General features: G+C 39.4%; 12 protein-coding genes. 1 reads left to right on the top strand and 11 read right to left on the bottom strand.

Annotated elements, in window-relative coordinates:
• Positions 1 to 155: 155 nt before the first annotated feature.
• From ASU03_RS04395 to murJ, 11 genes are all read right to left on the bottom strand, one after another.
• Positions 156 to 1,337 carry a polysaccharide pyruvyl transferase family protein gene (locus tag ASU03_RS04395; protein WP_057830645.1) on the bottom strand — a complete coding sequence of 394 codons (1,182 nt, stop codon included), beginning with the start codon at positions 1,335 to 1,337 and terminating at the stop codon, positions 156 to 158.
• Positions 1,338 to 1,349: 12 nt separating this feature from the next.
• A complete protein-coding gene (locus tag ASU03_RS04390; protein WP_057830644.1) occupies positions 1,350 to 2,438 on the bottom strand; it encodes a nitroreductase family protein in 1,089 nt (362 codons plus the stop codon).
• Positions 2,439 to 2,588: 150 nt separating this feature from the next.
• Positions 2,589 to 4,244, bottom strand: coding sequence for a long-chain-fatty-acid--CoA ligase FadD (gene fadD, locus ASU03_RS04385; RefSeq protein WP_057830643.1), 1,656 nt, complete (start codon positions 4,242 to 4,244; stop codon positions 2,589 to 2,591).
• Between the two features lie 118 nt (positions 4,245 to 4,362).
• On the bottom strand, positions 4,363 to 5,289 hold the full coding sequence (locus ASU03_RS04380; protein ID WP_057830642.1) for an alpha/beta fold hydrolase: 927 nt from the start codon (positions 5,287 to 5,289) through the stop codon (positions 4,363 to 4,365).
• A 17-nt stretch (positions 5,290 to 5,306) separates the two neighbouring features.
• Positions 5,307 to 5,987 (bottom strand): M50 family metallopeptidase, encoded by a 681-nt coding sequence (locus ASU03_RS04375; protein ID WP_057830641.1) that lies wholly within the window; start codon positions 5,985 to 5,987, stop codon positions 5,307 to 5,309.
• 37 nt (positions 5,988 to 6,024) lie between these two features.
• Positions 6,025 to 6,756, bottom strand: a complete 732-nt coding sequence (gene tsaB, locus ASU03_RS04370; protein WP_082627137.1) for a tRNA (adenosine(37)-N6)-threonylcarbamoyltransferase complex dimerization subunit type 1 TsaB — start codon at positions 6,754 to 6,756, stop codon at positions 6,025 to 6,027.
• Between the two features lie 19 nt (positions 6,757 to 6,775).
• Entirely contained in the window at positions 6,776 to 7,219 is a 444-nt protein-coding gene (fkpB, locus tag ASU03_RS04365; protein WP_057830639.1) for an FKBP-type peptidyl-prolyl cis-trans isomerase, read from the bottom strand.
• A gap of 1 nt (position 7,220) precedes the next feature.
• Positions 7,221 to 7,751, bottom strand: a complete 531-nt coding sequence (gene lspA, locus ASU03_RS04360; RefSeq protein WP_082627136.1) for a signal peptidase II — start codon at positions 7,749 to 7,751, stop codon at positions 7,221 to 7,223.
• A gap of 112 nt (positions 7,752 to 7,863) precedes the next feature.
• Positions 7,864 to 10,713 (bottom strand): isoleucine--tRNA ligase, encoded by a 2,850-nt coding sequence (gene ileS, locus ASU03_RS04355; RefSeq protein ID WP_057830638.1) that lies wholly within the window; start codon positions 10,711 to 10,713, stop codon positions 7,864 to 7,866.
• 113 nt (positions 10,714 to 10,826) lie between these two features.
• Entirely contained in the window at positions 10,827 to 11,747 is a 921-nt protein-coding gene (gene ribF, locus ASU03_RS04350; protein ID WP_057830637.1) for a bifunctional riboflavin kinase/FAD synthetase, read from the bottom strand.
• A 145-nt stretch (positions 11,748 to 11,892) separates the two neighbouring features.
• Entirely contained in the window at positions 11,893 to 13,494 is a 1,602-nt protein-coding gene (gene murJ, locus ASU03_RS04345) for a murein biosynthesis integral membrane protein MurJ (RefSeq protein WP_057830636.1), read from the bottom strand.
• A gap of 336 nt (positions 13,495 to 13,830) precedes the next feature.
• Here murJ and rpsT point away from each other — a divergent pair, with 336 nt between their 5' ends.
• Positions 13,831 to 14,091, top strand: a complete 261-nt coding sequence (rpsT, locus tag ASU03_RS04340; protein ID WP_057830635.1) for a 30S ribosomal protein S20 — start codon at positions 13,831 to 13,833, stop codon at positions 14,089 to 14,091.
• Positions 14,092 to 14,279: the final 188 nt, after the last annotated feature.

Below are 14,279 nucleotides of genomic sequence, written 5' to 3'. Positions count from 1 at the left end.
TAAATCCTGTTAACTGTGTTTACTTGGTCCATAACAATCACGAAGTGTTAATTGCGATGTATAAGGACATAATTTCCAGCATAAAACGTATCTGGAATAACTACTAAGACTAAGATGGCATGAGTTTATCAAGTCATGCTAACCTTGTCGATAATCTAAACCTTAAGTGTTGCAAAAACTTGTTGCCACATGTGTCGCGTTGTCTCTTTCACACAAGCCGAATGTTTAAGATACTGTTTTCTTTGTTCAGATAAACACTGGGTAAATAGCATTAAACTTTGCTCTAGTTCACTGGCTGTTACTTTAAAATCAAGTACGTTCTGCTCTACGCCATATTCTTGAAACAACATTTGGTATTTATGGCTCCAACTTGTGGCTAAACATGGAATACCTTGTGTTAACGCGCTGACGCAACCATGAAAACGACTTGAAAGCACAGCATCGACACTACCGATATAAGCTTTGATACCAACAGCAGATAAGTCGTCTTTGATAACCACTTTATTGCTATTACTTGATAACTCTTTGGCTATTTGTTGGCAAATTTTTTGATCTTCTTTGCCTTCATGATTAAGTAATACAACATTCCACCCCTCTTGTTGGTAATACTTTCCCGCTTGCACTAAAAAATCAATATAACTTTGTTCATCATCACTCGCCTTTTTATGATGAAACCTAGATACCATTTTGTTATTTGGAATGATGCAAACAGTTTGCTTATCAAGTACAGGCTCCATTTCATCTATAAAAGGCTCTGGCTCTACTAAACAAGTAAAATCAGGAGCTTGCTGAACATGTGTTGTTTTTGATTTAGAGAGTAGTTCGGTTAATGATCGGTAAGATTCATCGTCTCGAGGAAAAACCAAGTCAGCGTTAGCAAAAACTTTTATCGCAAGTTGCTGTACTTCTCTACTTTTAAAAGGACCAAGGGCTTGTGGTAGAAAAATATACTTTTTACCTTGCTGCTGAAAGCGAGTGACTTCTTTAGCTGTATGTTTAAGTGATTTAACGCCCCACTGTTCACCGTAAGCAAAACCACTGGCATCTAAGATAACGTCAACATCTTTTTCTGTAACTATGCCGTAGCGCTTTAATAAATTAAGTAATTTATTAGGCAGCTTTCCAAAAGCCCCGGTAAGGTCAATATTGCCGCGGCGAAAGCTTAATTTTTGCCAAGCACCTAAACGAGCTCTTTTTTGATAAGGTAAGTACGTGCCAGGTGAGAGTGTAATTTGATATTCGCCTAATGCTTTATCTAACTGCTCAAGAATAGCGACTAACATCAATTCAGCGCCTTTATTTGAGAACTGTACACCTTTAATTTCTATATTTAACAAATTGTTTCCTTTTTATACCGTATCAACAAAGTGTACTAACTGTTCTGCACTTTTCTTTTGAGAATAGGGAATGCCGCCATCTAGCTCTGGCTCACCAACGGCAATTAACATGATGGTTTTTTTATAGTTTGGCAGCTTTAATAAACGTGCGATTTTTGTATCAATTACATTTAATTCTGGCCAGTTCATCGGGCATGAGGCTAAGCCTAATGTTGGCAATGCTTGCATAAACTGCATAGCAGCTAGGCTGGCATCAATGTAAATAACATGTCTGTCTCTTTCATGCTCATAACAGGAGTAATCACCTATGATGGCAATCAAACAAGGTATATTACTAGCAAAACCAGCTCCACCAATAGCTAATTTACTCACTTGTGATAATAGCGGTTGCTGATCAACAACATAAAATTCGTAAGGCTGACGATTACAGGCACTAGGAGCTTGTGAAGCCAGCGTAATAGCTTGTTTAAGCTTATTTCGACAGACTGGTGTCTGCTTGAACCAACGAGTAGAACGACGCATGTCAATAAACCGAGAAAACTGTTCAAAAGTTAACGGGTTACTTGCTAATTCTTGATGTTTGTAGGGTGTTTTATTCGAATATTGCACGTTTGAAGAGTCAACTTGATTCAATTGACTAAATTCATTTGCCAACCGAGTAAGTAAGCTACTACGTTCGAGTGAAACTGTCTCATAGTACTTAGTTAATACTGATTTCGCCCAAGCAAGTTCTTCTGATTGATGGGTAGAAGATTGATAAGCTAGCTCATATGCTTTTTGCGTTTCTTCAATGTATTCTAAAGCAAATACCTCTCTTAACGGCCGCATTATTAACCCTTTTTCTATGCGATGAATATTACGTCTTAATAAAGGGTTTGATTGCTCGCGAGTAGATTTTATCCGTTTGTTATACGTTAACATACCTTGCAAGGTAGAAAATTGCTCTCTTTGATAAGCCGAGTTAAAAAAAGCAAAATACAGTCGAGTTAAAAAGGGGCTGAGTGCAAAAAAAGGTTGTGTTTTTTGATGGAAATGACTAATAAAACACTTTAATTTTACAAGCAATAAATTAGGCAATAGCTTTTTAATCAATTGGCGCATGGAGGTTCAAACTATAGCTAGTGTTATAAGCGAGTGTTGTCGCAAATTATAAACAGCTAGCTATTGATTAGCCAGAAAATTAATCCGTTTGGTATAAAATAAGATTTCTTCAATAATTAACCGAGTGAGTCCCCTCTCTCAACATTTATTTTATCTCAATTCACGCCTTAAGATTTTACCGACATTGGTTTTTGGTAGCTCTTTACGAAACTCAACCAGTTTTGGTACTTTGTAGTTGGTGAGGTTTTCACGACAATGTTTAATAAGGCTTTCTTCTGTTAAATCATCCGACTTTTTAACCACAAATATTTTAACAATTTCACCGGATACTTCATTGGGAACACCAATGGCGGCAGACTCTAGTACACCCTCATGCATGGCCAGTACTTCTTCAATTTCATTGGGATAAACATTAAAACCAGAAACGATAATCATATCTTTTTTACGATCAACAATATTGAAAAATCCACGTTCGTCCATGCAAGCAATATCGCCCGTTGCCAGCCAACCGTCTTTTAAAATTTCATCGGTGGCAGCTTGTTGCTGGTAATAACCCAACATTACCTGTGGCCCTTTCACCCACATCTCACCTGACTCGCCAATATCTGCGTCACTACCATCTTCGCGCATGATTTTAACATCCGTTGACGGTGCAGGAAGACCTATGCTGCCATCATAAGCAGGTAAATTATGAGGACTCAAGGTGACCATGGGCGCACATTCTGTTAAACCATAACCTTCTAATAATCTTGTGCCGGTAACTTCTTGCCAACGTTCTGCTACGGGACGTTGCACCGCCATGCCACCACCTAGGGTCATTTTTAACTTACTAAAATCTAAATCTTTAAAACCTGGGGTATTTAATAAACCATTAAATAAGGTATTCACGCCGGTAATCGCAGTAAAAGGGTACTTGGATAACTCTTTGATAAAATTAGGCATATCCCTAGGATTGGTGATCAATAAGTTTTGTGCCCCTAAGGTGAAAAAAGTCAGGCAATTGGCGGTTAAGGCGAAGATATGATAAAGCGGTAAGGCGGTAACAATAAATTCACTGCCTTCTTTTAATAACGGCATTATTGCCGCTTTCGCTTGCAATAAGTTAGCAACCATATTTCTATGAGTGAGCATAGCGCCTTTTGATAAACCCGTTGTGCCACCGGTATATTGCAAGAAGGCAAGATCATCTCCGCACAAATCAACAGGTGTCAATTTAAGCTTCATACCTTGTGCTAAAGCTTTATTAAAACGCACAGCATCTGGCAGGTTAAAAGCGGGTACCATTTTTTTAACGTACTTAACCACACAATTGACCATAGTGCCTTTCACTAAGCCTAAACGGTCACCAAGTGATGTCATAATGACATGTTCAACCTGGGTCTTAGCAATTACTTTTTCCAGCGTTTGCGCAAAGTTTTCTATGATCAACATAGCTTTGGTTTCTGAATCTTTTAACTGGTGTTCAAGCTCTCTGGCTGTATAGAGAGGATTGACGTTAACCACGGTAAGGCCCGCTAATAAAGCACCAAATAGAGCAATAGGATACTGCAAAGTGTTAGGCACCATGATGGCGAACTTATCACCTTTTACTAAGCCTAAGTCTTGTTGCAAATAAGCGGCAAACGCCTCTGCTTGTACTGCGAGTTCGCCATAGGTGATAGTTGCGCCCATATTAATGAATGCCGTTTTTTCACTGAATTTAGTCGAGTATTTAATGAACATGGCGGCAATTGATGGATACTTATCAGCATCTATTTCAAACGGCACATCACTAGGGTAACTTTTTTCTAACCAAATTTTTTCCACAATGGCTTTCCTCAATAGGTAATTAGGCATTAATCTTTCTAATAATTATATTTTTTACAGTAACTCTAATTTTAATACCACTGTTTTAGCAAAATTTTCATCATTGCGCCAGTAAAATTTAAACGCTTGTTTGAATTCCACTAAAAAAATTACTGAGCAAATGTGCTAATTCTTCCGTTTGTTCCATATGTACATGGTGACCACCTGACAGCTTGGTTGTTATCAGGTTATTCATCCCAGAAGAAAACCGTGCTAGCCCTATTGCCACCATGTCCATGCCTTTATCACCGTAAATTAATTGTAGTGGACATTTTATATCACTAAAAAGCTGTTGCCCTTGCGCTAGGCTTAATCGATAAGGTGAAACAGTCCGTAACCGCGGGTCAGATCGCCAACGATATAAAGCACTAGCCTCACCAACAGCACTTATGTTGCCTGACTGATCTTTAACTTCGATAAGTGATCTTTGGACAATTAACTTAGCATGAGCAACTTTTAAGTCAGATACCTGCATGCGTGCTTTAACAACGGCTGCTTCCGTAAACGTCCTGTTAGACTTAACTGACTTTACCCGACTTAATATACCTTGACGTAATTGCTTAGTGGTTTGCTCTACGGGTGCACAAATAAAACCAAACGAGTCAATTAACGTCAGTGACTTTACCTTTTCTGGAAAGGCGGCCGCAAATGCACTGGCAACCATAGCGCCCATTGAGTGAGCGACAATATCGATTGCTGGCCAGTTATTAAGGCTAAACAAAGCCACTAAATCACTAACATAATCAAAAAAATGGTAATGAGCACCAAGACTGCGATGGTCCGAATGACCATGTCCTGGCCAATCTAAAGCAATAACATACTTATCAGGCAGTAAATTACGTTCTTGCGCTATTTGCTGCATCAAGGGTAAAAAGCTGGCTGCATTATCCAAGTATCCATGTAAGCATAGCACTGGTTGCTGATTCTTATTACCACAAGCCATTGCAGTTAGCGTTAAACTGTCTAACTCAAAGCTAAGCGCATCAATGTTATTTGTATCTGCCATAAGGGTTAGGCCTTGATTTAAGCATAAGACTTTTTATTGCTTTTGATTAAGGAATACAGCGCCAAAATGGCTAACACGCACCAGATCAACACCCAAACTAGCTCAGGCACCATAGTCATTGAGGCTAAAGCAGCGCCATCACCTAAATCACGGCCATCAAATAAATACATTGGGCTAAATAAGCTGTTTAATAAAATACTCAAGCCAAAGAATTTTAACAATAACTGTAAATAGTATAAGCGACGCATTTTTATACTTAGCACAAACATAACCGCTAAGCTTGCGATAATAATCATAGTAAGCAAGTCTCTTGCCCACAAGACGATTGAAGCGAGCAGTAGAACGATCATCACGCCAGAAAAAATCTGTGCTGTACGTTGATGGCTATTCGCCAGCTTGAATAATAGCCAGCCCCAAAGCGTTGCTCCTGCATAACCACAAAAAGTAATAAAGAAGCTTAAGCCACCTTGGGTAGTACATAAACCAGCGCCTGTAGCATACAGTTGAATATTGATGATTTCGCCACCCGTAAGCAATGCAGCAATACCATGACTTATTTCATGAAAGTATGTTTCTAACCAATTCAATGGAATAGAAACGATCGGAATTTGTCTGATGACAATGGCCGCCACCAAGAGGAAATATAACTGGTATTTTTGCCAAAGACTGGCTGTGGATTTTTTTGGGGTGCTAGTCATACTTTGCTGCCATATTTACTGTCATAGTTTGCTACCGTTATTTACCCGGAAGCTTTTTCCAGGAAACTGTATCTCGAACATAGACTGGCTGAGCATCTTCTGCTGCCACGCCTAGCCCTTGTGCTAATTTTATTTTACCTATTACCAACATAGCTTCAGCACTCGGGAATAATATATCCGGGCTACCGTCATTCATTTTCAAGACGTTCAACTGCTCCCCTGACTTTTCACTTAACTTTGCACTTAACTTTTCAGAGTACGCATCCCAACCTGTACCCACTGCATAGGTAGGTGTGGTTACCACGGGAGATAAGTGTTGTGCTAATTGCTCTGGCGGAGTAACCGCTTCAGCTTGCTGCGCTTGCATAATATTATCTTCATCGAGCACATAATAACCATTGTAAACTTCAGACATACGGGCATCTATTGCCGCAATGACCTGTTTATGCCCATGTTTTATATAGGCCAGTTGCGCCATAGCTTGTAAGCTAGACACACCGACTACAGGTAAGCTGGCAGAAAATGCTAAGCCTTGAGCGACACCAACACCAATGCGAACACCAGTAAAGCTACCAGGCCCTTGACCAAATATAAGGCCATCAAGCTCTGCTAGTTTAATATTCGCCTCCTTAAGCACTGCATCTATCATGGGCAGTAAATGTAAACTATGGGACTGTGGGCACAGCTCAAAGCGAGAAAATATTTTACCGTTTACTTGCAACGCAACTGAGCATGCTTCCGTTGAGGCATCAAGAGCCAAATAATTCACAATATATACCTATTATTTTCTAAAGAATGTCGACAAGATCGATGACAAAAGTCACTGTCTGTCCCGCAAGCGGGTGATTGAAATCAATAGTCACTGAGTTGCCATTAACGTCTTTAATCATGCCGGGTAACTCACCACCGGGTTGAGAAAAAGTAATAATATTACCTACTTTGGCGGGTGCATCAGCAGTAAATTTATCAATATCCATATAATGGATATTATCCGGATTGCTCTCACCAAAGGCGTCTTTAGCGACAAGAGTAAACTCTCTTGAATCACCTTTTGACATGCCAATAAGCTCCGCTTCAAAGGCCGGTGAAATACTGTTATCGCCCATAATAATTTTAGCGGGTTTATTATTGACTTTAGTACTGTCTGCCGCCGAGCCATCACTCAGTTTCATGGTAATATGAACAAGAATACTTGAGTCACTTTTAATTTTTAATTGCGTTGCTTCAGTCATTTTAGCTCTCTATCTTAGTTGTTTTATTCTTTTGCTCTTCTTTATTAGTAAATGACTCAAAAATCATTAATGCGGCACCAATAAAAATAACCGAGTCGGCAACATTAAAAGCGGCAAAGTGATAACCCGCCCAATGGAAGTCGAGAAAGTCGATGACATAGCCAAATAAAACTCTATCGATTAAATTACCGACTGCGCCACTTAAAATCAAAGCAAAAGAAATACTTAATAAACGTTGTTTTTTTGGTGTTTTTGCCATCCATACGAGAAAGACAAGACTGGCAATAGCCGCAATAGCGGTAAAAAACCAACGCTGCCAACCACCTTGATCTGCTAAAAAGCTAAAGGCCGCCCCGGTATTATGGACATAAGTAAGGTTAAAAAAGGGTAACACCGACAAGGTTTCACGATAGTCAAACGTACTGGCAACCCAATACTTGCTGACTTGATCCATGATTAAACAGAGTAAGGTTAGCCATAACCAACGTAATCCGGTGTCATTAAATAGTTTTTTCAATTGAGTTAATCTCATATAGCACAATGTAATAGCCTAATAAAATAGGCTATTCCCTTTCCTAATAATAGGATGAGGTAATAGCCCGTTAATTTTAGTAAGTTAAGTTTAATTCAATCGGTTGAGCCAATTAAGCAAACTGTCTGGTTTCACCAGCACCATCAATATTAGTGATACAACGGCCGCATATTGTCGGGTGTGTTTCACTTTCGCCAATATCGGTAGTGACATGCCAACAACGCTCACATTTAGTCCCATCTGCTGGAGCTACTGATAACCACAAACCTTCCATTTCAGTTTCTAGCGCATTTTCAGGTGCTTGTGTTACTGTTTCAATAGTTGCTTTTGAAGTAATTAAAACAAAACGAAGCTCATCACCCAATTTAGCTAATTTAGCAGCTAAATCGGCAGTCGCGAACAAAGTAACCTGGGCTTCTAATGTTTTACCTACTGATTTTTCTTTTCTTGCTTGCTCTAAGGCACGGTTTACTTCTGTACGTACACTAAGTAACTCTGTCCAATATTCATTGCCTAGCCCATCGACTAACTCAATACCTTTAGCTTGCTTAGTTAAGCCATCGAACCAAACACCCGTAAAGACAAACTCATCACGCTCACCGCTTGCTGGTAACGGTAACGCTTGCCAAATTTCTTGTGCGGTAAATGATAATATAGGTGCCATCCATGCGGTCATTGCTTCAGCAATTAAGTACATTGCCGTTTGACAAGAGCGACGTGCTTTACCATCACTTTTAGCGGTATATTGTCTGTCTTTGATGATATCAAGGTAGAAACCACCCAGTTCGTTAGTACAGAAATTCATTAGTTTGTGTACTACCACACTGAATTCATATTCATCATAAGCGGTAATAATTTCTTCTTGTAAGCGTGCTGCTTTATCAACTACCCAGCGATCAAGCGCCACCATATCGTCAAAGGCTACACTGTGCTGTGCCGGCTCGAAACCATTTAAGTTAGACAATAAGAAACGTGAGGTATTACGTATACGGCGATAAGCATCGGCTTGACGTTTAAATATTTCATCACCCGCAGTTATTTCTTGGGTGTAGTTAACTGATGCTGTCCATAAGCGTAAAATATCAGCACCTAAGTTATTAGTAATACTTGAGGGCGTAATAACATTACCTAACGACTTAGACATTTTGTGGCCTTTAGCGTCAACCACAAAACCGTGAGTAAGCACTTGCTTATATGGCGCTTTACCATTCATCGCTACTGATGAAATCATCGATGACATAAACCAACCACGATGTTGATCAGAGCCTTCAAGATATAAATCAGCAATGCCGTCAAATTCTTCACGCGCCTTGATAACAGATTCATGCGTAGTACCTGAATCAAACCAAACATCCAAAGTATCAGGCACTTTAATGTATTCTTTAGCGTCATCACCAATCAACTCGCTCGCCTCTAGATCGAACCATGCTTGAATACCTGATTTCTCAACGCGAAGAGCAACTTCTTCGATAAGCTCTATACTACGTGGGTGCAAAGCACCGGTATCTTGATGAATAAATAAGGCCATAGGAACGCCCCACGTACGTTGACGCGAAATACACCAATCTGGACGACCTTCAACCATTGACTCAATACGACGTTGACCCCAATCAGGGATCCACTGTGTTTTTTCGATTTGCTTTAATGAATCTTGACGTAAACCTTTTTTGTCCATGCTGATAAACCACTGCGGCGTAGCACGGAAGATTAATGGCGTTTTATGGCGCCAGCAATGTGGATAAGAATGTTCTATCGCGTGATGATGCACTAAAGCACCATTTTCTTTTAATATTTCAATCACACTAGCGTTGGCTTTAAAGACATGTTGACCGGCAAGTAATGGCGTATCTTCAAGGTATACACCGTTAGCGCCCACTGGGTTAGCAATTTCTAAGTCATATTTTTTGCCAACGACAAAATCGTCGACACCATGTCCAGGGGCTGTATGTACACAACCGGTACCTGAATCAGTAGTAACATGGTCACCTAAAACAACCGGCACAGTAAAGTCATAAAATGGATGCTGACATTGTACTAATTCTAAATCCTGACCTTTACAAAAACCTAAAGCATGATATTTAGCTAGACCAAAACGGTCCATACATGTGGTTACTAGGTCTGAAGCGATAATTAATCGTTGCTGCTGACCTTCAACATCACATTGCACTAAGGTGTATTCGACCTCAGGGTTAACAGATATCGCGCGGTTAGCGGGCAGTGTCCACGGCGTAGTAGTCCAGATAACAATACCAATTTCACCTTCGCCTTTATGACCTTCAGGATGAGAGAACTTATCGGCTACAGCTTCATCCGCAATGATAAACTTCACATCAATAGCGGGGGATTTTTTATCTTTATATTCCACTTCAGCTTCAGCTAAAGACGAACCACAATCGGTACACCAATGCACAGGTTTAAAACCTTGATGCAAGTGACCATTTGCAGCAATTTTACCCAACGAGCGGATAATATTCGCCTCAGTAGCAAAATCCATGGTTAGGTAAGGGTTATCCCAATCCGCAAAAATACCTAAACGTTTGAAATCTTCTCGTTGACCATTGACTTGTTTAGCGGCGTATTCACGACATTTTTCACGAAAAACACTCGCAGAAACTTTATGACCTGGTTTGCCTATTTTTTTCTCAACCATTAATTCAATCGGTAAACCATGGCAATCCCAGCCAGGTACAAACGGAGCGTTAAAATCGGATAAGGTTTTTGATTTAATAATAATATCTTTTAATATTTTATTAACCGCATGGCCTAAATGAATGCTCCCATTGGCATAAGGGGGGCCATCATGCAAAATAAACGATTTTTTACCCTTTTTGGCTGAACGGATCTTGCCATAAAGATCTTTAGCTGCCCACTCTTTGAGCATATTAGGTTCACGGTTAGCCATATTACCTTTCATAGCGAAGGATGTGGCTGGCAAATTCAGGGTCTGTTTGTAATCACTCATTTAAATCATTATCCGTTTATGTTGGCTGATAAATTTAACGAAACACTATAAATATCAACCAAATTTATAACTGTTTATTGAATATGTTGTTTTTAATTATCCTAGTTCAAGAGCTAGGCTAATACTTGTTTTGCTTGTTCACAATCTTGATGAATTTGCGCAGTTAGCGCGCCAAGACTGTCGAATTTTATTACTGGGCGCAGTTTTTTCTTTACTATCACTTCAATGCATTGTCCGTACAAATTTTCATCAAAGTCAAAAATATGCACTTCCAGTTGTTGCCTTACGCCATTAATGGTTGGCCGAGCACCAATATTTGCAACACCTTTAAATTGTCCGCTATTGGTATTTACCAGCACGGCAAATACACCACTGAGCGGTGAAACTCGCCTTTTAAGCAAGACATTAGCGGTTGGAAAACCTAACTGACGACCTCGTTTATCACCATGAAAAACCCGACCTATGATTGAATACTCTCTACCTAGCATCTGCTTCACCGACACTAGGTCATCTTGCTCCAAGGCTTGGCGAATAGCCGTTGAACTTATGCGGCAATCTGCCATTTTATAGCTGGTCGTATCAGACACATTAAAACCGTACTCTTTTCCCGCTTGACATAACATGGCAAAGTTACCGGTACGATTTTTACCAAAATGAAAATCATCACCGACAATAAGATGTTTTATACCTAACTTTTTAACTAATAAGTGTTCGATAAAGTGCTGGGCACTTTGATTGGCAAACTTAGTATTAAAATTTACACAAATAAGCCGCTGTACACCAAGTTTCGCTAACAAGTTATATTTATCACGTAAACGACATAATCGAGCAGGAGCAGTTTCAGGCGAGAAAAGCTCCTGCGGTTGTGGTTCAAAAACCAATACCGCTGCCACACAATTTAAGGCTTGGGCTTTACTTACCAAGGCTTTAATCACTTGTTGATGACCTAAATGCACACCATCGAAGTTACCAATAGTTAATACACAACCATGATCTTGTAATCGAATATTATGTATACCGCGAACTAACTGCATTAGCTATTATTCTGCCTGTTACTATGACGCTAAATGACTCAGATAAGCCGTCGACGAATCTCTATTGTGACATTCGCATAAAATAAATCGGAAAATTATATACCAGAGAGCGCTAATAATCAGTAGCTCAAACACTTTATTTAGCTTATTTTTCGCCTTTCATAACCTTAAAGTCGCTTAAACGTATACCTAATAAGACAATCATCAGCAGATAACTAGCAACACCTGATATAATACAAAGACTTAGCTGTTCAACCTTATCTAGGAAACTCATCAACAACCAAACATCAAAGTCACTGGATAACTGATAAACAACCAAGGCCATAACACCGGCACTCAGCACTAATTTACCAATAAACAACATAGTTTTAGCTGATAACTCATAGACACCCGCTGCTTTTAGACCGCGATATAACAGCCAAGCATTCAGTGTTGCTGAAAGTGACGTGGCTAACGCCAGGCCAACATACCCTAGAAAAGGTGCCAACATTAAGTTAAAAATCATATTAGCAACCATGGCTTTAATACCAATTTTTACCGGTGTTTTAGTATCTTGGCGTGCGTAATACCCTGGGGCGAGTATTTTGATAAACATAAAACTTAGCAAACCAGACAAATAAGCAAATAAGGCCATAGATACTTGCATAACATCATCTTGGCTAAACTCGCCGCGCATAAATAGCACCATAATAATGGGTTGTGCTAACACCATTAAACCCGCCAATGCTGGCCAACCAAAAAGACTAATAACACGTATACCCCAATCAAGAGTCGCGCTAAACTCCGCGGGGTTATTTTTACTATGCAGCTTTGCCAAGCTAGGCAATACCACAGTGGCAATGCCGATGCCAAATAAGCCAAGTGGAAATTCAAGTAATCTATCGGCGTAATAAAGCCAACTAATTGAACCTGAGATTAAAAAGCTAGCAATTAAGGTATCAAGTAATAAGTTGATTTGTGTCACTGAAACACCAAATAATGCCGGTATAATCAATTTTCTTATTTTTCTAACACCTTCACTATGCCAAGCCCACTTCGGTTTTACTAACATGCCCGCTTTGTATAAAAAAGGAATTTGAAAAAGAAATTGTATTAAACCACCTAAAAACACCCCCCAAGCTAATGCGTGGGCAGGCGTCTCGGTATAGGGTGCACCGTAAATAGCCATGCTGATGATGGCAACATTAAGCAACACAGGCGTAAAAGCGGCAACCGCAAAGCGGCCCATAGTATTTAGCACAGCACCTGAAAGCGCGGTAAAACTAATAAACCATAAGTAAGGAAAAGTAATACTCAGTAGATTACTTGCCAGAGTATACCGCTCGCCACCGGGTGCATCATTAAACCAATCGACAAACCAACCAAAGCCAAACAGCATAACAAACAAGGGGGACGCTAACATACCAAACAAGGTTACCCCAGTGATAATGACACCTAAGGTACCGGAGACCTGCGCTATTAATAAACGCGTTTGTTCATGGCTATTTTTCCCTCCATGCTGCTCAGCCTGCTGTTCATCTTTAACTCGATATTCACTTAATACCGGCACAAATGCTTGGGCAAAGGCCCCTTCAGCAAAGAGTCGTCGGAAAAAGTTAGGGATTTTATTCGCAAATATAAATACATCTGCCATCACACCTGTTCCCATCACATTGGCAATCACTACATCGCGTATTAAACCTAACACCCGAGAAATCAAGGTCATAACACTAACAATCAGCCCTGATTTAATTAACTTTTTACTCAAAAAAACATCCCCCAACCAAGGTCATTTTTGGTTGTTTAATAGCGCAACACTTAAGCGAAAATAACGTAAAAATAAAGCAAAAATAAAGCAAAAATAAATAATGTGTATTATGTGATGATTTTAGCCATTTAAACAATGTATACTTACCGCTGTTCACAACATGATTTGTTCTATCGGCGAAGATTTTTGTCGTAAACATCAACCATATTCTTTTTAATTGCTTTTTTATCGTTGAAATACATATTAAACAATTAAATCATTTGACAAGCAGCTAAAAAAAAGGCATATTTCGTCGCCTTAAATTTAAGCTTATAATCAATCTTTTAGGAGATCACCTTGGCTAACTCAAAGCAAGCTAAGAAGCGCGCAGTACAATCTGAAAAGCGCCGTCAACATAATGCAAGTCGTCGCTCAATGATGCGTACTTTAGTTAAAAAAGTATTAGCAGCAATTGCAGCTGGTGACAAAGATGTAGCAACAAAAGAATTTGCTGCTGTTACACCGATTTTAGATCGTTACGCAAGTAAAGGTCTTATTCATAAAAATAAAGCAGCTCGTAGTAAGAGCCGTTTAAATGCAAAGATCAAAGCACTTTAATTATTGCTTAAACTGTATTATTTTATGAATTATCTTCATCTAGTTAATCTTGATGAATGATTAAAAAACCGACCTAGGTCGGTTTTTTTATGCCTAAAATTGCCTTACCCTTTTTAACATTTCCTTTTTGCTCTCTTGAGCTTACGTTTACAAAAGGCCGTTAGCGTTAAGCAATTAAATTCCTCCTT

It is taken from the genome of Colwellia sp. TT2012, from assembly GCF_001440345.1.
Taxonomy (GTDB): Bacteria; Pseudomonadota; Gammaproteobacteria; order Enterobacterales; family Alteromonadaceae; genus Colwellia.
This window is presented reverse-complemented; position numbering and strand designations above follow the sequence as displayed.

Coding starts and splice junctions, on each gene's coding strand:
- ASU03_RS04390 (WP_057830644.1), bottom strand. CDS start 2,438: ATGCGCCAATTGATTAAAAAGCTATTGCCTAATTTATTGCTTGTAAAA.
- ASU03_RS04380 (WP_057830642.1), bottom strand. CDS start 5,289: ATGGCAGATACAAATAACATTGATGCGCTTAGCTTTGAGTTAGACAGT.
- ASU03_RS04375 (WP_057830641.1), bottom strand. CDS start 5,987: ATGACTAGCACCCCAAAAAAATCCACAGCCAGTCTTTGGCAAAAATAC.
- fkpB (WP_057830639.1), bottom strand. CDS start 7,219: ATGACTGAAGCAACGCAATTAAAAATTAAAAGTGACTCAAGTATTCTT.
- lspA (WP_082627136.1), bottom strand. CDS start 7,751: ATGAGATTAACTCAATTGAAAAAACTATTTAATGACACCGGATTACGT.
- ileS (WP_057830638.1), bottom strand. CDS start 10,713: ATGAGTGATTACAAACAGACCCTGAATTTGCCAGCCACATCCTTCGCT.
- ribF (WP_057830637.1), bottom strand. CDS start 11,747: ATGCAGTTAGTTCGCGGTATACATAATATTCGATTACAAGATCATGGT.